The sequence below is a fragment of the Pseudemcibacter aquimaris genome, from assembly GCF_028869115.1.
Taxonomy (GTDB): domain Bacteria; phylum Pseudomonadota; class Alphaproteobacteria; order Sphingomonadales; family Emcibacteraceae; genus Pseudemcibacter; species Pseudemcibacter aquimaris.
Window position 1 is genome coordinate 2,200,066 of record NZ_CP079800.1, and the last position, 22,548, is coordinate 2,222,613.

At 41.6% G+C, this 22,548-nt stretch carries 22 protein-coding genes; 3 read left to right on the plus strand and 19 right to left on the minus strand.

The window, feature by feature from the left end:
• Positions 1-3: 3 nt before the first annotated feature.
• From KW060_RS10355 to KW060_RS10405, 11 genes are all read right to left on the minus strand, one after another.
• Positions 4-1,695, minus strand: coding sequence for a phosphotransferase (locus KW060_RS10355; RefSeq protein WP_249034751.1), 1,692 nt, complete (start codon positions 1,693-1,695; stop codon positions 4-6).
• Positions 1,696-2,172, minus strand: a complete 477-nt coding sequence (tsaE, locus tag KW060_RS10360) for a tRNA (adenosine(37)-N6)-threonylcarbamoyltransferase complex ATPase subunit type 1 TsaE (RefSeq protein WP_249034752.1) — start codon at positions 2,170-2,172, stop codon at positions 1,696-1,698.
• Positions 2,169-4,718, minus strand: a complete 2,550-nt coding sequence (locus KW060_RS10365) for a sensor histidine kinase (RefSeq protein ID WP_249034753.1) — start codon at positions 4,716-4,718, stop codon at positions 2,169-2,171. The genes tsaE and KW060_RS10365 overlap by 4 nt, the downstream gene beginning before the upstream one ends.
• A gap of 90 nt (positions 4,719-4,808) precedes the next feature.
• Positions 4,809-6,104 (minus strand): adenosylhomocysteinase, encoded by a 1,296-nt coding sequence (gene ahcY, locus KW060_RS10370; protein ID WP_249034755.1) that lies wholly within the window; start codon positions 6,102-6,104, stop codon positions 4,809-4,811.
• A gap of 186 nt (positions 6,105-6,290) precedes the next feature.
• The gene (locus tag KW060_RS10375) at positions 6,291-7,883 is read right to left on the minus strand and encodes a flavin monoamine oxidase family protein (RefSeq protein ID WP_249034756.1); all 1,593 of its coding nucleotides are present in this window, start codon (positions 7,881-7,883) and stop codon (positions 6,291-6,293) included.
• A 77-nt stretch (positions 7,884-7,960) separates the two neighbouring features.
• A complete protein-coding gene (locus tag KW060_RS10380) occupies positions 7,961-8,248 on the minus strand; it encodes an HPr family phosphocarrier protein (RefSeq protein WP_249034757.1) in 288 nt (95 codons plus the stop codon).
• The gene (locus tag KW060_RS10385; RefSeq protein WP_249034758.1) at positions 8,248-8,652 is read right to left on the minus strand and encodes a PTS sugar transporter subunit IIA; all 405 of its coding nucleotides are present in this window, start codon (positions 8,650-8,652) and stop codon (positions 8,248-8,250) included. Before KW060_RS10385 ends, KW060_RS10380 begins: the two co-directional genes overlap by 1 nt.
• Before the next feature lie 101 nt (positions 8,653-8,753).
• Positions 8,754-9,635: an RNase adapter RapZ gene (rapZ, locus tag KW060_RS10390; protein ID WP_249034759.1), complete on the minus strand. Its 882-nt coding sequence runs from the start codon at positions 9,633-9,635 to the stop codon at positions 8,754-8,756.
• Positions 9,628-10,050, minus strand: a complete 423-nt coding sequence (locus KW060_RS10395) for an HPr kinase/phosphorylase (protein WP_249034760.1) — start codon at positions 10,048-10,050, stop codon at positions 9,628-9,630. Before KW060_RS10395 ends, rapZ begins: the two co-directional genes overlap by 8 nt.
• A 10-nt stretch (positions 10,051-10,060) precedes the next feature.
• Entirely contained in the window at positions 10,061-11,695 is a 1,635-nt protein-coding gene (locus KW060_RS10400) for a stimulus-sensing domain-containing protein (protein WP_249034761.1), read from the minus strand.
• Positions 11,685-12,389: a response regulator transcription factor gene (locus tag KW060_RS10405; RefSeq protein ID WP_249034762.1), complete on the minus strand. Its 705-nt coding sequence runs from the start codon at positions 12,387-12,389 to the stop codon at positions 11,685-11,687. Before KW060_RS10405 ends, KW060_RS10400 begins: the two co-directional genes overlap by 11 nt.
• Before the next feature lie 253 nt (positions 12,390-12,642).
• Here KW060_RS10405 and KW060_RS10410 point away from each other — a divergent pair, with 253 nt between their 5' ends.
• A complete protein-coding gene (locus KW060_RS10410; protein WP_249034763.1) occupies positions 12,643-14,247 on the plus strand; it encodes a phosphoenolpyruvate carboxykinase in 1,605 nt (534 codons plus the stop codon).
• A gap of 58 nt (positions 14,248-14,305) precedes the next feature.
• Here the strand turns inward: KW060_RS10410 and KW060_RS10415 are convergent, their stop codons facing one another.
• Positions 14,306-14,902 carry a GNAT family N-acetyltransferase gene (locus KW060_RS10415; protein WP_249034764.1) on the minus strand — a complete coding sequence of 199 codons (597 nt, stop codon included), beginning with the start codon at positions 14,900-14,902 and terminating at the stop codon, positions 14,306-14,308.
• Between the two features lie 74 nt (positions 14,903-14,976).
• Here KW060_RS10415 and KW060_RS10420 point away from each other — a divergent pair, with 74 nt between their 5' ends.
• Positions 14,977-15,474 (plus strand): DnaJ domain-containing protein, encoded by a 498-nt coding sequence (locus KW060_RS10420; RefSeq protein ID WP_249034765.1) that lies wholly within the window; start codon positions 14,977-14,979, stop codon positions 15,472-15,474.
• Here KW060_RS10420 and KW060_RS10425 read toward each other — a convergent pair whose 3' ends face one another.
• The 5 genes from KW060_RS10425 to KW060_RS10445 are packed head-to-tail and all read right to left on the minus strand — an operon-like array spanning position 15,475 to position 19,421.
• Positions 15,475-15,984 carry a CYTH domain-containing protein gene (locus KW060_RS10425; protein WP_249034766.1) on the minus strand — a complete coding sequence of 170 codons (510 nt, stop codon included), beginning with the start codon at positions 15,982-15,984 and terminating at the stop codon, positions 15,475-15,477.
• Positions 15,985-15,987: 3 nt separating this feature from the next.
• On the minus strand, positions 15,988-17,118 hold the full coding sequence (locus tag KW060_RS10430; protein ID WP_249034767.1) for an aminotransferase class V-fold PLP-dependent enzyme: 1,131 nt from the start codon (positions 17,116-17,118) through the stop codon (positions 15,988-15,990).
• 5 nt (positions 17,119-17,123) lie between these two features.
• Positions 17,124-18,047, minus strand: coding sequence for a DUF3137 domain-containing protein (locus tag KW060_RS10435; protein WP_249034768.1), 924 nt, complete (start codon positions 18,045-18,047; stop codon positions 17,124-17,126).
• Between the two features lie 12 nt (positions 18,048-18,059).
• Positions 18,060-18,623: a LemA family protein gene (locus KW060_RS10440; RefSeq protein WP_249034769.1), complete on the minus strand. Its 564-nt coding sequence runs from the start codon at positions 18,621-18,623 to the stop codon at positions 18,060-18,062.
• 27 nt (positions 18,624-18,650) lie between these two features.
• A complete protein-coding gene (locus tag KW060_RS10445) occupies positions 18,651-19,421 on the minus strand; it encodes an AsmA family protein (RefSeq protein ID WP_249034770.1) in 771 nt (256 codons plus the stop codon).
• 128 nt (positions 19,422-19,549) lie between these two features.
• Between KW060_RS10445 and KW060_RS10450 the strand changes: the two genes are divergently transcribed.
• Positions 19,550-20,593 carry an AI-2E family transporter gene (locus KW060_RS10450; RefSeq protein WP_249034771.1) on the plus strand — a complete coding sequence of 348 codons (1,044 nt, stop codon included), beginning with the start codon at positions 19,550-19,552 and terminating at the stop codon, positions 20,591-20,593.
• Between the two features lie 88 nt (positions 20,594-20,681).
• On the opposite strand, the gene KW060_RS10455 is transcribed toward KW060_RS10450, so the two are convergent.
• Positions 20,682-21,014: an ArsR/SmtB family transcription factor gene (locus tag KW060_RS10455; RefSeq protein ID WP_249034772.1), complete on the minus strand. Its 333-nt coding sequence runs from the start codon at positions 21,012-21,014 to the stop codon at positions 20,682-20,684.
• A 354-nt stretch (positions 21,015-21,368) separates the two neighbouring features.
• A complete protein-coding gene (locus tag KW060_RS10460; protein ID WP_250646651.1) occupies positions 21,369-22,535 on the minus strand; it encodes an isovaleryl-CoA dehydrogenase in 1,167 nt (388 codons plus the stop codon).
• Between the last annotated feature and the right edge of the window lie 13 nt (positions 22,536-22,548).

Genomic DNA, 22,548 nt, shown 5'->3' on the forward strand with positions numbered 1-22,548 from the left:
TGATTAATCCCCCTTTAAAAGCTTTTCTGTTTTGGCAATGGCATCCGTTGTCCCCACATGATACCAGTTCCCTTCATGAACCATACCATAAAGTTTTCCTGCCTTCACCGCCCTATCGAACAACAGACGTAAGCTAAATGGCCCATCGGGACTATCAGTGAAACATTCCGGTCTGATGATCATAATACCGCCATAAAGAAAATCCGAATAATCATCATCACCGCGCCAATCTAACTTGCCATTTTCATCCATGTGAAAATCACCTGGCCCGTCATGGCCATGCGCCTCACCCCTGCGGATCAGTAACATCAACATATCCATTTCATCCGTCCATCGGGTCGCCAGTCGCATCAATGCGTCCTGTCCATCGCTTTGCCAAATCATGTCACTGTTAAATATGTAAAAAGGTTCATTTCCAAGGTCAGATAGCGCCTTTTTAACGCCACCGCCACTATCCAGCAACTCATCAGTTTCATCGGAAAATGATACAACTGGGCGCCAATCTTTTCTATTCTCAATAAATTCATCAATTTGACCCGCATGATGATGTTTATTGATAACCGCTTTTTTAATCCCTGCATTTGCAAGTGCATCAAGCGTGCTACCGAGCATTTCCTTACCCGCCACCTGAATAAGGACTTTTGGCATATGATCCGTCAACGGTCGCATTCGTGTCCCAAGTCCCGCTGCTAGTATCATCGCCTTATTTGGCATTAATGGAATGGGGGCAAGTGGCTCATGCCTTTTATCCGGTGTTTCCTGATCAAGCCAGTTTTTGATTTTCGATAATATCGGATGCTCAAGGCACCTTTCAAGTAATCCCCAAACCCGCGGTTCAAGCGATAAATAATGATCCTTACCATCACGTAAGGTAAGCCTTGCAAAAATACCAATGATTTTTAAGTTTCGTTGCGCCCCCAAGATCGCATAATCACGCTTAAAATCATCAAGGTCACGATTTAAGGCATCAGCGAAATATTCAATCATTTCTTGTTCAGTAGCCGGATCAACATCGCGTCTTGCATCCTGCAATAATGACACAAGATCATAAGCACTATGGCCAATAACCGCATCCTGAAAATCAAGCTGCCCCACATCACCATTATCAAGATCAAGCAAGTTTTCCGCATGATAATCACGCAGCACAAGACATTCATTTGAATGATCCAGATTGCCGAGTACATCTTTCCATAGATTTAGAAATCCTGCTCTTTTGCTTTCGGGCAATCTATTTCCTGTTAACGCTGGGTAATACCAATCTGTAAAGAGTGCCAGTTCCGTCAAATATAATGCCTGATCATAGTGCGACACATCCTGATAGAGTGGAGCATGATTTAATTTAACAAGTTCATCCACAGCATGCCTGTAAAGCAATGCTTCCTTTTCCGGTTCACCATCAAGAACTCGTTTAAATAGATTATCCCCCAGATCCTCAAGCAATAAAAAGCCGCGCTCAACATCCTTGGCAAAAATAACGGGCGCTCTTAATCCTTGGGACACTAGATATTCTGCAATCGCGACAAAGGGGCGCGTGTCTTCAAATTCCGGTGGAGCGTCCATTAAAACGGCATGTTTATCGTCCATTTTAATGCGATCATAACGCCTGAATGATGCATCCCCGGCAAGTGATGTTATTTCTGCACCTTCCCAACCCGCTGTTACTAGGAAATCCAGTATTTCTTCTTTTCTTGTCATTTAAAGTGATAAATCCTTTAATCGCAACTTCCAATATTCGTTGCCTTCAAACTTTATATTTCTTGCACCCATTTCATCCGTTAGGGAAATTGATATTTTCAAATGTTCTTCGGGTAAATATGTTCCCATTTTATCCGGCCATTCAATTAATGTAATAGCAGTATCAAAACCATCCTCAATCCCCAATTCAAACACATCTTCCGGGTTTTCAAGTCGGTATAAATCAAAATGCCAAATCGCTGAACCATCAAGATCATCGATCGACGGTTCATAAGTTTGAAGTAAACTAAATGTAGGACTTGGCACATCTTCGTTAAAACCGGATGCATGAATAAGCGCACGGCAGAATTCTGTTTTACCCGCACCAAGTGTTCCTTCAAAGGTCACAATATCACCAGTTTCAAGTATACCTGCCAGCTTTGCGGCTAGTTTCTTGCTGTCATTTATATCGGAAAGGTAAAATTCACTTATTATCATAGAGGTATCTGCACATGATCGGCTTTAACATCCTGATCAGGGATTTCTTCCAGATCCGGTAATTCTTTCGGAAGTTTACACGTCATTTCCGTTCCAAAACCAAGATCAGATTCCACAATCACTTCCCCACCATGCTTTTCAACAAATATTTTCACTAGCGACAGACCAAGTCCGGTCCCTTTTCCTTTTGGTGTATTGGATCCAGTGTAAAATTTTTCAAAAATATTCTGAATATCATCCGGTTCAATTCCGATACCATCATCACGAATAGTAATGAAATAATTCTGACTGTCCTGCCATGTTTTAATATCAATACTACCGGAATCCGGCGTAAATTTGACCGCATTGCTTAACAAGTTGGAAATTGAATGTTGAATACGGCGCGGGTCTGCTGTTACCGTCTTTAAATCTGGATCATATTCAACCGTCAGATTAATTGACTTCTGCTTAATGCGTTCATCAAGTTTATTTACCACACCGTCGATCAGTTCGCTTAAATCAAAGTCAGAAGTATCAATGGACAGCCCGCCTGCTTCAATCACTGAAATATCAAGAATGTCATTGATCAAATCAAGCAGGTGATCAGACGCGCTCAATATATTTTTCATATATTGATGTTGTTGATCATTAAGCGGGCCTTGATATTCTTTTTCCAGAAGTTCTGCAAACCCAAGAACACTATTAAGCGGGTTGCGAAGTTCATATGACATATGCGCGAGGAAATCCGTCTTAATGTTCTGCGCTTCTTCGAGTGCCTCATTATGTTTACGAAGGGAATATTCAACGCGGAAACTATCGGTCACATCAATGAAAATCAGAAGCACCGCCCCATCAGGAAGCGGCACCATTGAATAATTAATCACCTTGTCATTATTCAGTTTGATCTGGCCCGAGTTTGCTTCTTTCTTAACTTCGCCACCCACGATCATGGTTTTAAACTGTTCGATTTCTTCAAAACTATCAAAAAGCCTTCCGCATCTGTCCATCACTTCATAAGCATGTGGATCGGTATTTAAGAAATCATTCGACACATCCCAGATATTGATAAAACCATCATTGAACAGCTTAAGCCTGCCGTCAAAACCAAACACGGCGATCCCTTCATGAAGGTTATCAAGCGTTTCACGCTGCACAGCGATCAAAGTGTTATATGAACTTTCAAGGGCGAAATAATCGGTGACATCCTCATAAAAAATCAACATACCGCCCATAGGGTGATGCTGCATCACAACACGTAATGTTTTACCGTCCGGCAAATGCATCATTTTTTCAACAGGGTCGATTACCTGCGTGTAATCTTCAAGTTGTTTTTTCTTCCACGCTGGGAAGTTTGCCTGTTCCGGTAATTTTCTGGCTTCGCGTAGTGCTTCTAAAATCTCACCATAATCAGGATGACTGAATAGCAAACTTTCCGGCAATCCCCATAGCCTAATGTAAGCTTTATTGTAATATTCAAGACGCATGTCCCGGTCAAAAATCGCCACCGCCGTTGAAAATTTATCCAGCGTTTCCGCATAAGATTCCGTATGATCCGCAAGGCTTCCTCTTGCTTCTTCAAGCTCGGTAATATCTTGCGCGTATCCAAGGATTGCTTCGCTGTGATCTTCAACCGCATAAGGGATATTATGAAAATCCATCGAACGGCGTTCGCCGCCAATCACGATATAATGACTTTCTGATTTTTGCTCGCCGCTCAGGCTCACCCCTTCGGCCATGCTTTTTAAACTGACGCCTAATGTATTGGTGGAAAGTTCCAGGTTTTTCTCAATTACATTTTTAAAAGTAATCCCGCCAACTGCATCAAGATACGCTTTATTGACCCATTTTAATTTTAAATCCTCACCTCGGATCCAGACCGGAAAATTCGCGACGTTAAGCGCATTTTCAAGCATTTTAACGCGATCGGATGTATCATTATTTTCAAGCATTTGATAACGCTGGATTTTTTCAGCGATGGTGTTGTCTTTAAACCAAACCACATAAAACTTCTTGCCAAACTCATCAATATCAAGTGCATTGCCGGTTATCAACAAATGCATATTAAACTGTTTTAGATCGATGGTTTGCGTGAAATCACTACCAATTTTAAGAAGCTTATTTAAATTGCTTTCAAATAAATCCAAATCTGACTTAGAAAACCTGCTTTTTAAATCATCCAGTCCGTCCGGGCTGCTGTCGTCTTCAAACCGGATATTAATCGGCGATTTTAATGTTAATTCTTTTTGATCATTCCAAAGATAAAAGCTTTGATTTTTGTCCATCACAATATGGCGTAAAAACGTTTCATGCTTTATGGCTTCATCAAGTCTTTTTTGGTCTTTATGGCGATTGACAAGCAACCAAAACACAAGTGAAATGGTAATCACAAAGAACATCGCAAGCGCCAGCCAAAAATCACTACCGATTGCATTTAAGCTGAGTTCCGCATCAGTATTTTGCGCATACGATGACGCTCCGGACAATAGATATCCGACAAGCCCCGCATGCAAAGCTGTTCTTATAGCCTTAACAGTGATTTCACCATCCCCTTTTGGAATATTTATCAACCACTTAAGATAACCACTTTATCCATAAAAGAAAAGCCCGTTCACGGCAAATTAACCATGAACGGGCCTATAATTTAATTGTGTTCCGTCTTAGTAACGGTAATGTTCCGGTTTAAACGGACCTTCAACAGGCACATCAATATATTTTGCCTGTTCTTCATTCAATTTAGTTAACTGTACACCCAGCTTATCAAGGTGAAGCGACGCAACTTTTTCATCAAGGTGTTTCGGAAGTACATATACTTTGTTTTCGTATTCTTCACCGTTATTGAATAGTTCCATCTGTGCAAGTACTTGGTTTGTGAATGATGCGCTCATCACAAAGCTTGGGTGACCTGTCGCACAACCAAGGTTCACAAGACGGCCTTTCGCAAGAACAATCAGACGCTTACCATCAGGGAAAATCACCTCATCCACTTGTGGCTTAACTTCTTCCCACTTGTAATTTTCAAGTGCCGCGATTTGAATTTCACTATCAAAATGGCCAATGTTACACACAATGGCGCGATCCTTCATTTCACGCATATGGTCAATGGTAATCACATCGAAATTACCTGTTGTCGTCACAAACAGATCACCACGCGGGGCGGCATCTTCCATAGTGACGACCTCATACCCTTCCATCGCAGCTTGAAGTGCGCAGATCGGATCAATTTCAGTAACCAGCACACGTGCACCTTGACCACGAAGGGATGCAGCAGAACCTTTACCCACATCACCGTAACCGGCAACAACTGCAACTTTACCCGCAAGCATTACATCTGTTGCACGCTTGATACCGTCCACAAGACTTTCGCGGCAGCCATAAAGGTTATCGAATTTTGATTTTGTCACACTATCATTGACGTTAATCGCAGGAACCGTCAAACGACCTTCTTTTTCCATTTGATAAAGACGAAGAACACCTGTTGTTGTTTCTTCTGAAATACCACGGATATCATCCATTAATTCCGGGAAATCGTCATACATCATTGCTGTCAGATCACCACCGTCATCAAGGATCACATTCGGACGCCAGCCATCAGGACCAATGATTGTTTCACGAATACACCAGTTAAATTCTTCCTCGTTCATTCCTTTCCATGCGAATACCGGAATTTCTGCTGCTGCCATTGCCGCCGCCGCATGGTCTTGTGTTGAGAAAATATTACATGATGACCAACGCACCTCAGCACCAAGTTCAGTCAATGTTTCCATTAACACCGCCGTTTGAATGGTCATATGAAGACAGCCCGCAATACGCGCGCCTTTAAGTGGCTTGCTTTCACCGAACTCTTCGCGCAGCGCCATAAGGCCCGGCATTTCAGTTTCAGCGATATTAATTTCACGACGCCCCCAATCAGCAAGTGAAAAATCAGCAACTTTATAATCAGTAAATTCAGTCATAGGAATAAGGTCCTTTTATCCGGTCATAGAAAAATAGAAATATGCATCAGTCTATACGCCTGATCACAAGTTTTATCAAGCATAAAGAAATCTTTATATTTATATATATTGAAGAAAGTTTAATATTTTATGAAGCCACGTTTAATAGTAAAGTAGCCCTTCTCATTAAATATTATACGCCGCGCGTCACCCTTGTGCCGCGCGTTTATCTAGTTCTTTCATGGTTAACCACGCCGCTTCGATGGCACCGCCCATCCAACCTGGATATTCGGAATAAAGTGTATCACTTGAAAACAGAATGCGTTCTTCGCCCTTAAGCACGGTATTCATATATTTTCTGCGTTTTCTCGCGGTCCATGACGCCCAACCACCAAGGCTGTATTTCTGTTTATGCCATGCCATGGTGATCGCATTACCGTTATAATGTTTTCTAAATTTACCCGGATGCAGTTTTTCACCAACGGAAAGAGCAAATTCAACCCTTTCTTCAACGGATAGGTTACTTAATTTCGCGGCCTGCGATCCCCAACTATACGCACATAATAGCACACCACCCTTATCACTATGAAGGTCAGATGAAGGATAACTTAAGACACCCTGTCCCGGAATATCGGTTACCGACGTGCCGCCAAAAATCATTTCGTCCTGTTCCCAGAATCGTCTGTCCATTTGAACACCGAACTTGATGGCAGGAACACCTGATGGTGCTTTTAAGGCCTCCATCAATTCTGGTCTAAAATTATTTTTAATGCTTGTTAAAACAGGGAACGGTAATGCACATACACAATAATCACCACGGGTTGTAGAAACCGCGCCGCTCTCTGTATTTTTATAGGTAATGACAACTTCATCAGAACTTTGATTGATGTCGATAATTTCAGAATTAAATTTGAAAATATTTTTCGGAAGCGCATCAAACATGCCCTTAGCAACTTGATCCATGCCACCAACGGCCTGGAACATCACAGCCGGATGGTCTGATGTTTCATATTTACGGCCCATCTTAAACTGTAAAAGTTCTTTTAAATCATATGGATCGGACAATTCACCTAAATCCATTCCCACACCTGGGTAATTGGAATATCCACGTGCGCGGTTGCCACGATATTCCATTTCCTTGCGGCTAAGCAGGCCCGTATTACGCATATAATCAACCAACATTTCGATGGTTTCCTGATCCACCTTATCATCAAGGCTTCCGTCATGTGCACATTTAGCAAGCAGTTCCATTACGCTGCCCTGACGGTCTATTTCCACTTCATGTTGGCGTATCGGTCTGCCTTGAAACGGACCGCCGGAATTTTCAGAATATAAATATGCCTTACTTGATTTATTAATCATCGGTTCAAGTGCAACACCGAGTGTACGGCAATAATAAAGGGTTGAATAATGCTCAACCGGAATACGCCATGGGCCATAGTTTAAATATTGATCATCAGCAAAATTACACACTTGTGTTTCGCCACCTTGATCCTGCACGACTGTGCCTTTACGGCCCGATTGACAGCGACCACCAGCCCTGCTTGTTGCTTCGATGATTTCGCATTCATATCCTTTTTTCAGCATTTCAATGGCCGTGACCATACCGGAAATACCACCGCCCAGTATGACGATCTTTTTGCCGTTACCCTCAGTCGACATTTTCGGCGGTTCTGTTAGAAGTGATGCATGAACCTTGTTCAAGCCCTGCATTGCGGTATACATCGCCGCTGATCCACCAAGAATACCGATGGTTTTAAGTAGTTCACGTTTACTGATTACTGAATTTTCATTAGACATAACAAATGCTCTTGATCTTTAAATTTTCTGAATTAATAAATGAATAAAATCGGTTGGGTATATCCCTCAACCACTCTTTAACACTCTTCCCCAAACTTATCATTGATAAGTTCTTCAATCGCAATAAGGGCCCTATCTTTATCCGGCCCTTCGCCCTTTACTGTAATTTGATCACCGATCGCCGCCGCTAACATCATCAACCCCATAATCGATGTAGCACAAACCGATGTGCCGTCCTTTGAAACGGTCAGTTTGGCATCAAAATCACCAGCAACACTGACAAATTTTGCGGATGCACGCGCATGCAAGCCGCGCTTATTGGAAATGGTTGCCGTAAGCAAGTCATCGATAATAGTAGATGTCATTAATTTTCACCGGAAAGAACGTGTGATGCAATATTGATATATTTACGGCCGGATTCTTGTGCTGCTGATACGGCCTCTTCCATGGTGCCGCTTTGACGGACACTGGCAAGCTTAATGAGCATCGGCAAATTGATACCGGCGATGACCTCAACATTGGTGCTATCCATAATAGAAATGGCAAGGTTAGAAGGTGTTCCACCAAACATATCCGTTAACAAAATAACGCCGTTTCCTTCGTCAACAAAAGAAACCGCATCAAGGATATCCTGTCTGCGCTGTTCCATATCATCATCTGGTCCGATTGAAATTGCTTGTAACGCGGACTGTGGTCCCACAACATGTTCCATGGCTGCGATAAACTCTTCTGCCAGCCTGCCGTGAGTGACAACGACCATACCAATCATAAATTACCCCTTCTCGTAATTTTTAAAAATATTGAAACGAGTATAGTATGACTTTTTTATCAGGACAATTGCAAACTTGATGGAATGATACGCTTTTTTAATCAGGATAATTCGCGGTGCATCAGACTAACATTATTCCCCATATCGGTTAATAACTTAGCCATCCTTTCCGCCATAAATACGGAACGATGCTTACCGCCAGTGCAGCCAAATGCAATGGTCAAATACGATTTTCCCTCTCGTTTATATTCCGGCAACAACGTCAAGATCATTGATGATACCTTATCCCATGAATTTTCAAAAACAGGGTCGCTCATAATATATTCGCCAACATCACCGTCCATTCCCGTCTTTCGGCGTAAATTTTCATCATAATGCGGATTTTTCAAAAATCGCATATCCAAAACAAGGTCAGCATCGCGCGGCAATCCTTTCGGATAACCGAATGAATAAACGGTTATGTTTAATCCTTCGCTTGTTTTTCTTTTAAACTGCCCGGAAAGCAGCCGTTTTAAATCATGAATATTTAATTCCGTGGTATCAAAAAGATAATCGCTTTCCGCCTTAATAATTTCAAGCAGTTGCCTTTCCCGAACAATTCCATCGATCACAGGGCGGTCTTTGGCGAGCGGGTGACGTCTTCTTGTTTCTGTAAACCTGGAAACCAGCTTTTCATCGCTACAATCAAAATACAGAAAGTTTAAATTTACAGAACCACTGTTTTTAATATCCCTAAGCGTGGAAATGATATTTTCCTGTTGAAAATTCCTAGTTCTGGCGTCAATACAAACGGCTAGTGCTGTTTTCTTATGCACTGGATCATTTTTTTCGGCAAGTTCAATAAGTCCCGGCAACAGGTTAACCGGCAAATTATCGATCGCTTCGTAATCAAGATCTTCTAATACCGAAAGTGCAGTTGATTTACCGGCCCCCGACAATCCGGTGATTAATAGAACAGTTAATTTATCTTTATTCTCACTCATTTAGGTCCAACCCGTTTAAAATGACTTTTAATTTGGCAAAGGCCGATACCTCGAACCCGTAAAAGTCATACATTGGAATTGTTGCATTATTATGTGAATAGAATTTTTCTTCTGGCAATCTGTCAATTTCTTTCAGGGGCACAAGGTTAATAACCAAATCAATATCGGTGCGTTTTTGATAATCAACATTGATTAACCCTACGCCGCGAACCTCTATCATTCCTTCGATATTTGGCGCTGTTGTCGCAACGATATTGCCGTCAACTTCATCAACTTCCACATAATCGTCAGACACCAATATGCCACCAGCATCAATAATACGTAATGCAAGGTCGGATTTGCCACTGCCGGAATCACCCATAATCAGAATACCTTTATTCTGAAAACATACACATGTCGCATGAAGCAGAGCCATAAATTACCCCCTAATCATCGGAAAGCGGTAAGAGTACCACAAATCGGGCGCCGATAATATTCTTCTCTTTATCATATCTGTTTTCAGCATAAATACTTCCGCCATGCGCCTCGACCACCTGCTTACAAATATTAAGCCCCAAACCTGAATGTTTTCCAAACGCCTCGCCCTTTGGTCTTTCTGAATAAAAGCGATCAAAAATGCTTTCTAACTTGGTTGGTGGGATGCCGACGCCTTCGTCCTCGACTGTGATTTCAACCATATTGTTTTTTCGGGATAATTTGATCCAGATATTCCCATGTTTTTTGGAAAATGATATCGCATTATCAAGCAGGTTTCGAACCACCTGCCCAAGCTGTCCCTCAAGACCACGAACCAAATATGGTGCTGGTTTACCGTCTTTATCCTTAAAGCGGCGTTTTTTAATATCCAGATGGATTTCCGGCAACACGTCTTGTTGTGTTGTCAGATAAATATCAACAAGGGTTTCCAATAACGCATTTAAATTTACCTGCGCCAATTTCGCATTGGACATTTCGGCATCAAGCCTGGAAACATCGGAAATATCGGATATTAAACGGTCCAACCTTTTGACATCCTCACCAATGATCGTTCTTAATTTTTTCTGATCTTCTTCCGTTTTGGCATATTCCATTGTTTCGATGGCACTACGCATACTCGTAAGCGGGTTTTTTAACTCATGCGCAACATCGGCCGCAAAACTAGCCACTGCATCAATTTGGCGCGCCAAAATTTCCGTCATATCTTTAAGAGAGCGAGAAAGATCACCAATTTCATCATTACGTGACGATAGATCGGGAATGTCTGATTTACGGCCAAGGCTGATCTGGTCCGCCGATCTGGCGAGGCGTAATACGGGTCTAACGATTGTTTTTGCAAGAAATAATGACACGAGCAACGTGATTAACAGGGATGCACAGAAAAATTGAATGATGGTAAGTCTAACCTCCTGCACCGCGTTATAAATTTCACCAGTATCCGCAGATAGCATGAGCGCGCCCAACACACGACGAAAACGCTGAACAGGCACCGCAACCGTGATAACATCACGTTCGCCGTTAAGACGTCTGATCATGCTGCTTTCTTCACCGGCAAGGGCTTCGATCACTTCGGGGTAATGATCTGCTTTTTCATCTTCTACCTCGCGATATTCTTCAAGTGCATCGCGCTTTTGAATGATATCCAGTAATTGACCCACTTCACGGTTAATGATTTCCCAGAAATCCTCAATCCCGAGTTTTCGTGGCATTGTGTTTTCGACAACCACTTGATTGATATCAAGGTCACGGCTATCGATCTGCAATTCACGGTTAACACCGAAAAAACGAGTACGGACATTTGTCACGCTTACCAAACGGGTCAGGATATTTTCAGCAGGTTCAATTAATAGTTCTGTTGATTCCGGACCGCCAGTTGCCGATTCACCAAGCGCCCCCGCCATAATGTTGGCATCTTTCACCAGCTCTTCTATTCGCGATTCAATCAGTGTCTTTTGAACCTGATCAACATAAAGCACACCACCCCCAAGAAAAACGAGCGCAAACAAATTCACCGCCAAAATACGAATGGTAAGCGGCGAAATTAGTCGTCGTTTTCTGATGATATGCTTGTTATTAACTTTCACTATACCTGTATCCAACACCATAAAGTGTTTCGATACCATCGAACTTATTATCCACTTTACGGAATTTCTTTCTTAGGCGTTTTATATGGCTATCGATAGTACGGTCATCAACATATATATCATCGCTATAGGCCACATCCATTAATTGGTCACGGCTTTTCACATGACCCGGATGTTGGACAAGCGCTTGTAAAATAAGGAATTCTGTCACCGTCAGCTTTACATCACCACCATCCCAGTCACAGACATGTCTAACCGGATCAAGTTTCAATCTACCTCTTACGATGACACCTGTTTCGTCCTCGTCCGCGCTTTCAACCTTTTTAATGGCTTCCATGCGGCGTAGGATCGTTTTGATCCGCTCAATCAATAGTCTTTGTGAAAATGGTTTTTTGATATAATCATCCGCCCCCATTTTAAGACCAAGCATTTCATCAATTTCATCATCTTTTGATGTCAGGAATATAACCGGTAAAGAATGCTTTTCACGCAAGCGGCGTAAGAGTTCCATTCCATCCATGCGTGGCATTTTAATATCCAGCACCGCAAGATCACCTGGATTATTATTAATTCCTTCAAGTGCACTAGCCCCATCGGTAAAGGTTCTTACATCAAAACCTTCACTTTCAAGTGCCATTTTTACAGACGTTAGAATATTCTGATCATCATCAACAAGTGTAATGAGAGAAGCCATTAGCCAATTTTCCCTTTCTGAAACGAATCTTTTTAACCTATATTTCGAGCAATAATTACGCTTCGAAAAAAAATGCGTTAAAAAAGTGTCATAAATGTGACATTTTTCCCCTTATAAATCAACAGTTTGAAAAAAAATTCAAAATCATTTTTCTTGTACCAAAAATATCTCTATTAATATTGCCCCATGAGAGCCAATATTAACTCAGAAGAATTACGCGTGAGAACGTAATTCAATGAAAAGGGATACAAGTATGAATAACGTTGGGAAATACGTCAGCAAAAACGGCGTAGAAAACCAAAATATTAACTCTGATAACGACATTCATTGGAATTTTGGAACAGAACTTCTTTACGAACACACAATCAAACAAGGCCTAGGCCAAATGTCAAAGGGCGGTGCCCTTGTTGTGGAAACAGGACAACACACTGGCCGTAGTGCCAATGACAAATTCATGGTTGATGAGCCATCATCACGCGATAACATCTGGTGGGGCAAGGTTAACAAGCCAATCAGCGAAGAAAAATTCGACATCGCGCACAAGCAAATCCTTGCTTACCTAAATGAACGTAATCTTTATGTTCAGGACCTATATGGCGGCACAGACCCAGCGCACCGCATCAGCGTTCGTGCAATTTCACCATCACCATGGCACAGCCTATTTATTCGTAATCTTCTTGTACGCCCCGATGCGGCTGATCTTGAGGGATTTGCACCGGATTTCACAATCCTGCATGCACCGGAACTTAAAATGGATCCGGAAGAACTTGGCATTAATTCAGAAACACTGATCACAATTAACATTGCGAAACGCACTGTTCTTATCGCTGGCACATCTTATGCTGGTGAAATGAAGAAATCAGTATTCTCCATTCTTAACTACCTGCTTCCTGAAAAAGGCATCATGCCGATGCATTGTTCGGCGAACATCGGCAAAGATGGCGATTCTGCTGTATTCTTCGGTCTTTCTGGAACTGGTAAAACAACACTTTCTGCTGATCCGGAACGCCAACTTATTGGTGATGACGAGCACGGTTGGTCAGATAACACAATCTTTAACTTCGAAGGTGGATGTTACGCGAAAGTAATTCGTCTTTCACAAGAAGCTGAGCCAGAAATTTATGCGACAACAAGCATGTTCGGTACTGTTCTTGAAAATGTTGTGATTGATGATGACACACGCGAAATTGATCTTGATGACAATTCAAAAGCGGAAAACACACGTGCTGCTTACCCAATTACATCAATTCCAAATACAACAGACGGCGCCCCGGGTGCATACCCGAAAAATGTTATCATGCTTACGGCTGATGCATTTGGTGTTATGCCACCAATGGCACGCCTTACTGCAGAACAAGCAATGTATCACTTCCTAAGTGGTTATACTGCGAAAGTCGCCGGTACAGAAAAAGGTCTTGGTAAAGAACCACAAGCAACATTCTCAACATGTTTCGGCGCACCATTTATGCCACGTCACCCATCCGTATACGGTAATCTTCTTCGTGAAAAAATTGCCAAGGGCGATGTTAAATGCTGGCTTGTGAACACAGGCTGGACCGGCGGTGTTTATGGTGTTGGTCACCGTATGCCGATTAAATACACACGTGCGCTTCTTCATGGTGCGCTTGACGGTACATTAAACGATGTTGAATTCCGTCAAGATCCAAACTTCGGTTTTGACGTTCCACTTAGCTGCCCAGGCGTTGATGATGCGGTCCTTGACCCACGCGGCACATGGGAAGACACAGAAGCTTATGACAAGCAAGCAGCTCACCTTGTTGGACTATTCAAAGAAAACTTTGTTGAGTTCGAAGAGCATGTTGATGATGCTATCATCTCAGCAGGTCCGATTGCTTAAATAAAATAAAAATTTATAAAGAAAGCCCCGCTGATTTCAGTGGGGCTTTTTTGTTGGATTATAAATCTTTTTTATAGAGAACGATTTTACCGCCCTGATAGGGCATATCTGGATGATCCGTATTGGGAAGGTCACGAACAGGATAAAAACCATTCTTTTCATAAAGCCCCACACCCGGCGCATTTTTATCAAACGCAATCAAATAAACGGCATTATAATTTTTACTCTTTGCTTGATCGATACAATCCTGAAGCATGATCTGGCCATATCCTTTACCACGATATTCCGGTTTTGCCGCAATACTATCCAAGTAAAACTCACCCGGAATTTCATTGGTTAAATGCTTAAACACCTGAAATTCAGTTGGAATTTTTGCCATCTCTTCAGCTGTTCTTGTCCATGCCTCAAAACACATAGCAAGGGCGGCAATATCATTATCCACTTCCAACACACGCATATTATTATAGGAATAAGGATCATTTTCATCCTCAACCGTTTTTTGGCCGATTTCATAGGGGTCCTGCCCGTCTTTGGCAGCCATTGACCAATATGTAAAATCAAGCCCGCGGGTTCCCGGTCCCTGCCCGGCCTGATTAACAAGCTGGGCTAGTTCATATGCCTCTTCTTTTTTTGCTGGTCTGATAATATAATCCATTTTTTACCAATTAACCCTTGTTAGTCGCCATTAAAAACTGTTAGTACTGCGTTTTTTACGCTAAGGACCAATAAATGTCACGACCCAAATCATGGACATTCCCCAGATGGGGGGATTACCACACAGAAAAGGAACCGATCTCGGTTCGTTTGTGTGACTATGAAGGGTGTGATGAGCCGGGCGATTACCCCGCCCCCAAAGCCCCGGACAGTAAAGAAAAATGGTATTTCTGCCAGCCGCATGTCGCTGAATTCAATAAAAACTGGAATTACTTCGATGGCCTAAGCCGTGAAGAGGCCATGAAACGCGCGCAAGAAGAAATGCGCAAAGCCAAGGGGTACAGAAGCGCCGGTACATTTGACGATGCCCCAAAAACATACGGCAAAGAAGAACGCCGTGCTGACGCGCTTGAAATTCTTGACCTTGATGATGATGCAACGGACGCGGAAATTAAATCATCATACCGCAGGCTTGCGAAACAATATCATCCGGATACCAATCTCGGTGACGCGGAAAGCGCCATTAAATTCCAGCAGGTCAAAGCGGCATACGAAGTTTTAAAAAAGAAATAATTATTCCCGAAGCTGTTCCAGAAGTGCTGCATAAGTAACGCCCCAATCTTTAAACGGGTGATACGCGATGGTCGCGTTATAAAAATTGCCATATTGGGTTACATCCGGCCCAATCCAATCAGGAATATTAATATCCTGATCCGCACTTTGAAGTTCAACCTCAGCCACCATAAGGCCGCTATTTTCCCCTTCGAAAATATCAAGTTCCCATTTCAAGCCGTCAATTTCATAAATTTCACGAGTTTTTAGAATAGGGTCATGGGCAATGCTGTCAAATAAATGTTCGCCCTCATCCGCCGGAATTTCATATTCCAGTTCATGACGGCCACCATGATCCAGCCTTGGGGTTTTGATGTTTAAGATAAACTTGCCGTTTTTTTCGCGAATTCGAACGGTATTACCACTATCGCGCGCCACATATCCTTGTCTGATGTTAAAAATTTCATCAGGCGGATATGGCGGGCGTTTCGTGATTAAAAATTTTCGTTCGATTTCAAGCTCAATTGCCATATTTTAAAGCGCGCTTTCTAAGACATCAAATAAACGGTCAACATCCGATTTATCATTATAAATATGCGGTGATACACGAATACTGTTTCCGCGGATACTCACGAACACCTTATTATCCGAAAGAACCTTTGGCAAATGTTCCGGCACACCATCATCGAAATTGATGCCGATTAAATTTGGCACACGGAATTTATCATCTGCAACATTTAATCCAATTTTACGGGCACGTTCCGCGATATAATCCGTCAATGTTTTTAAATATGCCGCGATATGATCAATTCCAAATCCAAGCATAACTTCTAAGGCTTCGTTGGCCATTGGAACATTGATAAAGTTACTTTTTTCACCCATATCAAAACGGCGCGCACCCGGTTCATACTCATCTTTATAATCCACCAGTTTTGCGAAGTCCTCTGCCCCCTTTCGGGTGATCCAGCTTTCTTCAATCGGTTTTCCGCCTTGATTACGCGGCGCCACATAAAGCATCCCAAACGAATATGGTCCAAGCAGCCATTTGTACCCACCCGTAACCATATAATCCGGATCAATATCCTTTACAGAAAAAGGGACAACACCAAGCGTCTGCGTTAAATCAAGAACAAGCGACGCCCCGACCGTACGTGTCTTTTTACCAACCGCAACCAGATCAATATAGCTTCCGTTGGTCCAATGTGCATTTGCGGTTGCCACAATCACGGTTTGATCGTTAATTGTATTTAGAATGGCCGACGTCCAATCACCATCATCCGGCCAAGGCACCGTAATAATTTCAGCATTACTATTTTCAGCAAGTTCCCGCCACGCATATACATTCGATGGAAACTGGTCCGCCATTACGACAATATTTTGTCCAGATTTCACAGCGATATTTTTGGCGGCAATCGCCGTACCGTACGACACGGATGGAACAATGGCGATATCATCTGGGTTTGCATCAATCAGCTTTGCTGATAGTTCATAAAACCTATTCGGCGGGCCAAAAAAATCACTGATGGGAAGGTCCCAAGGCGTTAATTTCTTACGTAATGCTTTTTCACCGATTTCCGCCGCCGATTTTAAAAGTGGCCCCATATAGGCCGCATTTAAATATGTCACCCCATCCGGGATATCAAAAAGTTTCCTCTGGCAATCCATTATTCTTATACTTTCGTTTCCTGTGTCAGGTTGAGTTCTGTTACCACATCAAATATCACTGCGATATCTTTTATATTCTGTTCAATCAACTTCGGATCATTCAGGTTAAATGATCCACCTTCAAACGCATTCCCCTTACGCTTGATGGCCATATAAATCTTACCTTTACTAAAGGCCATTTGTAACTGCTTAACACTCGGCAGGCGGTTAAACTGCAATACCCTTTCCATAAACATGGGAGTTAACAGATATCTTGCCTCTACCTGGTCAGTTGAATGAACTTCAAATTCGCGTTCGAAATTCGGGTCCTCCAATTTCACCTTGTCACCATTTTTGGTCCAATTGGTTAGGAAGTTACCGATTACTGTTCTATCTTTGGTGATGATGGTTTCCGCAGTGAAATTTTTATGAAAATCAAACTCCACCAGAAACCCTTGAAATACTGTCGTTCTTGTTGTTCTGCCTTTACTATCGCGACTTACATTTACAAGTTTGGCTTCAAGCAAATTGAAATCAATATCTTCTACATTTCCGCTGATTTGATCTTCAAGTGTCTTTTCATCATATGACGGAATGATATTTAAATCATCGTAAGGCCTTATAGCAGCCCCACTCGGCGCAACGTTATAATCAAGGCCAATTTCAACGCACAACAGCGGCATTAATTTTTCTTTTGCCTCACGCCTTATAACCGCAAGCCTGCTATAGAAAAATATTGATATCAGCACTGCGCCAGCAATTGAAAATTCCACAAGATCCGTCATACCCATTGTCAGGATCATGAAAAAGACAACAAAACCTACAATAAAAACTACCGTGAGGAACCTTTTAAAAGCAGCTTTTCGCCTTTCCTCGAGTTTATCCAATATGGGCTTTAAGCCGCTATCATCAAATGAATGAAGCGCAGCTCGCATTTCTTCTATGGTCATGTTCATAAGCCCTTAAAGAATATCGGCGGCGTTTACCGGTTCTCTTTCTGCTTCATCAATTTCAAAAAACGGCATGGCCTTTACACCAATCATGCTGGCGACCATGCTGCTAGGGAAAATTTCCACCGCATTTTTAAGATCGGTTACAGATGAATTATAAAAACGGCGCGCGGCTGAAATATGGCCTTCCACCTCTTCATAGGTTTCCTGCGCACGGACCATTGTTTCCTGTGATTTTAGATCAGGATAATTTTCTGCAACTGCAAACAAATTCATCATTGCTGATTGTAATTGCTTATTGGCTTCAAGATGTTGTGCGACTTCATCAGGGTTATTTTTATCATAATCGCTCCCTGATATGGTCCGCATTTGCGTGACTTTCGTCAGCACTGCTTCTTCATGTTCCATGAATTTTTTCGCAATCGTCAGAATATTGGGAACAAGGTCATGGCGTTTTTTAAGCTGTACATCAATGGATGATAATGCCTCTAACGTGCCGTTTTTAAGCTTAATCAATCTGACATACAAAATATAGAATATCACACCGATTACGCCCAATCCGATTAATAATTCCATTTGGTCCTCCTAATTTTTCCTGACCGTTTATTGCCCCGGTGGAATTAATCCTCTTAATTTATCCCCAACTTGATCGGCAACTTTATCTTCCAGGTCTTTCACAACGTTCTCAGCTTCGTCCTTTACATCACCAACAACATTATTAAGCATTTCACTTTCTACGGCCTTGCTTACACTACCGCTAATCGCACCCCAGATTTGTTTGATGGCATCTGACGCAAGTACACCGTTTTCTTTTTCACCAATGCCACTTAAATGAAGATCCGGCAATGAAAAACCAACCCCTTTGCCACCAAGAAGATCACTTGCAATTTTTACATTGGTCCCATTGACATAAACATCATCAATGATAAATTTCTTTTCGCTTTCTGAATTGGTGTCAATGCCCATTGATGTTAGGTATGCGTCAATATTTTCCTGAATTTGACTGACGTTATTACCATTCGAACCAATTTCATAAATCATATCTGCACCATCAAGGCGCACTTCGTTTATGCGAATAACATCAGATGTCAGGTTTTCAAGATTTACATCCATCTTAACCAGTAATTCATCCATCTTGAACAGATGATCTGATGTAAACCCTTCCGGATTACCGATGGTCATGCCCTGAAGTGATGCAACACCGTTAGCAGGATCAAGGTTCACATTCGCCAGTTCAACATCCGCACCAATCACCGGTGGTGTATATTGAACAACACTATCTTTGATCATACCGTCGGCATTTGATGATAAATACATTGCTGCGCCCGCGCCAATGGCTATGATAACTACCAGTCCAATAAGAATTTTTTTCATAACTTATCTCCATTTAAATATGTAAATCAGTTTCACTGAATTATTATGTAATTGCAACTATAAATCTCTTGACCTTTGCTGCTATTCAAACAACAATCCAAGCATATAAAAAATGAAAGGGGCAAAAAATGGGCGTATTACCATACATCGGCGGATTAGGGCTTATCACATTAACGGTTTACATCATGGTGGTTGGCCGTGATTTAATTGTCCCATTCCTGATCAGTGTCGTTATATGGTATTTAATCAATACGTTATCCGATTATTATTATAAAATTAAAATCGGTGCATTTCGGTTTCCTAAAGCCTTATGTTTTATCACGTCACTGATCACAACTATTGTCGCTATATATTTAATTGTTGAAATGATCGGCAATAATATTGCTGACGTCAGGGCCGCTGCACCGGTTTACCAAGAAAACCTTCTAAACCTATCGGATCGTGTCTTCAATCTGCTGGGCATTGAAAATCAGCCAAATTTATCACAACTGATCGGACAGATTGATCTGCGCCCATTCATTAGTAACATTGCCGGAACGATGGCGAGTATTGCTGGTAATGCAGGCCTTATTTTAATTTATGTTCTCTTTCTTTTTCTGGAACAGGCAAGCTTTTCACCAAAACTTGAGGCCCTGTTAAATGGGTCAAAGCATTCCGGAACCGTACAGGAAATCATCCATACCATTCATGAAAAAATTGAAACATATGTTGCGATTAAAACATTCGTCAGCATTCTAACCGGCACGGCATGTTATTTTGTGTTGCTTATGAATGATGTTGATTATGCCAGTTTCTGGGCATTTATAATCTTCTTACTTAATTATATCCCGACTGTCGGATCAATGCTCGCCGTATTATTTCCCGCGCTTTTAAGCCTTGTGCAGTTTCCGACTTTTACACCGTTTCTGATTGTTCTAACATCACTCGTGTGTATTCAGGTGGCTGTTGGCAATATCCTTGAACCTAAATTAATGGGCAATTCACTGAACCTTAGCCCGCTAGTTGTAATGCTTTCACTTGCCATTTGGGGCAGTATTTGGGGTGTCGCTGGCATGTTTTTAAGTGTGCCATTTACTGTTATTCTGATGATTATCTTTTCTGAATTTCCAAAAACGCGCCCCATCGCCATTTTACTATCACAAAACGGAAAGATCGGAACCAGCAAAAAATAAGCTGTTAAACTTATAATAGAAAATTAGAATATTATAATATTCTTACGTAAAGGAATTCTGATACTTACAACAAGCAGGAAAAATAAAATTATTTCTCTTGGTTATTGTAAAATAGTTCGTTTGCAATACTCAGAAATTTTTCAACCCGATCATCACAGATGGAATAAAAAATTTGCTGGCTCTCGCGACGCCTTGCAAGAATACCTTCACCGCGCATACGGCTAAGATGTTGTGATAATGCAGATTGCGAAATATTTAAACTTTTTTCCAATTCCCCTACATTGGATTCCCCCTTCAAGAGACATCCGAGTATTATAAGTCTATTAGGATTAGCTAAAGTTTTTAAAAATTCTGCTGCATTTTCAGCAGCTTGCGACATATCAATATTCAAGTGGCTATTTTCTTCGCCTAATTTTTTCATTCAGGTTTCCCCAGAATTTACACATACAAAATATCTTAAAATAATCGTGAATATTAGTTAACAATTTATTAATTTAAGCTAAAAAATCGTTAATATTTTTGTATTTATCTGCTGGAGCGCTAAAGTAGCATTTTAGAACTTACTAACTTAATAGTTTTAAAAAATCTAAAAGCGATACTTTAAGTACATTCAAATCAATTTTACTAAACAAGTGTAACAACACAACGGCAGAAAATTAGTTAGAATTACAATGTTTCTAACTTGTGCGCAGTGTTTAATATATTAACTTAAAATTGCCAAGTACTTTTTTTGTATTTTTCAACCTACATTTGCCGTATGTTATAATATTCCGATTTAAGAATATTCTGAAAAAAGCTCTCTGCCGATCAACATTCTTCTGATTTCACTGGTCCCTGCACCAATTTCATATAGTTTGGCATCGCGTAAATAACGCCCTGTCGGAAACTCGTTGATATAGCCATTACCACCTAAACACTGAATAGCTTCAAGTGCCATTTGTGTTGCTTTTTCTGCCGCATATAAAATACAGCCCGCCGCGTCTTTCCTTGTGGTCTCGCCACGATCACAAGCCGCCGCAACCGTATAAACATAACTACGACAAGCATTTAGTTCTGTGTACATGTCGGCAATTTTTCCCTGAATAAATTGAAATTCACCGATTGCTTTACCGAATTGTGTGCGTTCCTTGACGTAAGGAAGCACCGTATCCAAGCATGATTGCATAATACCAAGCGGCCCACCTGAAAGAATAACGCGTTCGTAATCAAGGCCGGACATAAGGACGCGCACCCCCTTTCCTTCTTCACCGAGGATATTTTCCGCCGGCACTTCGCAATCTTCAAAAACCAGCTCACATGTGTTTGATCCACGCATGCCTAATTTATCTAATTTCTGAGCCGTACTGAAGCCAGGAAAGTCCTTTTCGATGATAAACGCCGTGATTCCTTTTGAATGCGCCGCCATATCCGTTTTGGCATAAACCACAAGAACATCTGCGTCTGGCCCATTTGTGATCCACATTTTTGTGCCATTAAGAATATACTTATCACCTTTTTTTTCGGCACGCAGACGCATACTAACCACATCAGAACCCGCTCCAGATTCACTCATCGCAAGGGCGCCAATATGCTCACCGCTAATTAATTTTGGTAAATATTTCTGTTTTTGTTCTTTATTACCATTTCGGTTGATCTGATTAACACACAGATTTGAATGAGCACCATAACTAAGTCCGACGCTACCCGATGCACGGGATATTTCTTCTACGGCAATCGTATGAGCCAAGTACCCCATATCAACGCCACCATATTCCTCAGAAACAGTCATGCCTAATAACCCAAGCTCACCAAACTGCGTCCACAACTCATTAGGGAATTCATTATCATGATCGATCTGTTCTGCACGCGGGGCAATTTGTTCCGATGCAAATTTACGAACCATGTCTTGAAGCATATTGATATCTTCGCCCAAATTAAAATTCAGTGATGGATAATTAATCATAATTTCTAAACTC

What these genes read in the sequence shown, in the direction of transcription:
- KW060_RS10355 (WP_249034751.1), bottom strand. Translation starts at nt 1,695, where the DNA reads ATGACAAGAAAAGAAGAAATACTGGATTTCCTAGTAACAGCGGGTTGG.
- tsaE (WP_249034752.1), bottom strand. Translation starts at nt 2,172, where the DNA reads ATGATAATAAGTGAATTTTACCTTTCCGATATAAATGACAGCAAGAAA.
- ahcY (WP_249034755.1), bottom strand. Translation starts at nt 6,104, where the DNA reads ATGACTGAATTTACTGATTATAAAGTTGCTGATTTTTCACTTGCTGAT.
- KW060_RS10375 (WP_249034756.1), bottom strand. Translation starts at nt 7,883, where the DNA reads ATGTCTAATGAAAATTCAGTAATCAGTAAACGTGAACTACTTAAAACC.
- KW060_RS10380 (WP_249034757.1), bottom strand. Translation starts at nt 8,248, where the DNA reads ATGACATCTACTATTATCGATGACTTGCTTACGGCAACCATTTCCAAT.
- KW060_RS10385 (WP_249034758.1), bottom strand. Translation starts at nt 8,652, where the DNA reads ATGATTGGTATGGTCGTTGTCACTCACGGCAGGCTGGCAGAAGAGTTT.
- rapZ (WP_249034759.1), bottom strand. Translation starts at nt 9,635, where the DNA reads ATGAGTGAGAATAAAGATAAATTAACTGTTCTATTAATCACCGGATTG.
- KW060_RS10395 (WP_249034760.1), bottom strand. Translation starts at nt 10,050, where the DNA reads ATGGCTCTGCTTCATGCGACATGTGTATGTTTTCAGAATAAAGGTATT.
- KW060_RS10405 (WP_249034762.1), bottom strand. Translation starts at nt 12,389, where the DNA reads ATGGCTTCTCTCATTACACTTGTTGATGATGATCAGAATATTCTAACG.
- KW060_RS10410 (WP_249034763.1), top strand. Translation starts at nt 12,643, where the DNA reads ATGAATAACGTTGGGAAATACGTCAGCAAAAACGGCGTAGAAAACCAA.
- KW060_RS10415 (WP_249034764.1), bottom strand. Translation starts at nt 14,902, where the DNA reads ATGGATTATATTATCAGACCAGCAAAAAAAGAAGAGGCATATGAACTA.
- KW060_RS10420 (WP_249034765.1), top strand. Translation starts at nt 14,977, where the DNA reads ATGTCACGACCCAAATCATGGACATTCCCCAGATGGGGGGATTACCAC.
- KW060_RS10425 (WP_249034766.1), bottom strand. Translation starts at nt 15,984, where the DNA reads ATGGCAATTGAGCTTGAAATCGAACGAAAATTTTTAATCACGAAACGC.
- KW060_RS10430 (WP_249034767.1), bottom strand. Translation starts at nt 17,118, where the DNA reads ATGGATTGCCAGAGGAAACTTTTTGATATCCCGGATGGGGTGACATAT.
- KW060_RS10435 (WP_249034768.1), bottom strand. Translation starts at nt 18,047, where the DNA reads ATGACCATAGAAGAAATGCGAGCTGCGCTTCATTCATTTGATGATAGC.
- KW060_RS10440 (WP_249034769.1), bottom strand. Translation starts at nt 18,623, where the DNA reads ATGGAATTATTAATCGGATTGGGCGTAATCGGTGTGATATTCTATATT.
- KW060_RS10445 (WP_249034770.1), bottom strand. Translation starts at nt 19,421, where the DNA reads ATGAAAAAAATTCTTATTGGACTGGTAGTTATCATAGCCATTGGCGCG.
- KW060_RS10450 (WP_249034771.1), top strand. Translation starts at nt 19,550, where the DNA reads ATGGGCGTATTACCATACATCGGCGGATTAGGGCTTATCACATTAACG.
- KW060_RS10455 (WP_249034772.1), bottom strand. Translation starts at nt 21,014, where the DNA reads ATGAAAAAATTAGGCGAAGAAAATAGCCACTTGAATATTGATATGTCG.
- KW060_RS10460 (WP_250646651.1), bottom strand. Translation starts at nt 22,535, where the DNA reads ATGATTAATTATCCATCACTGAATTTTAATTTGGGCGAAGATATCAAT.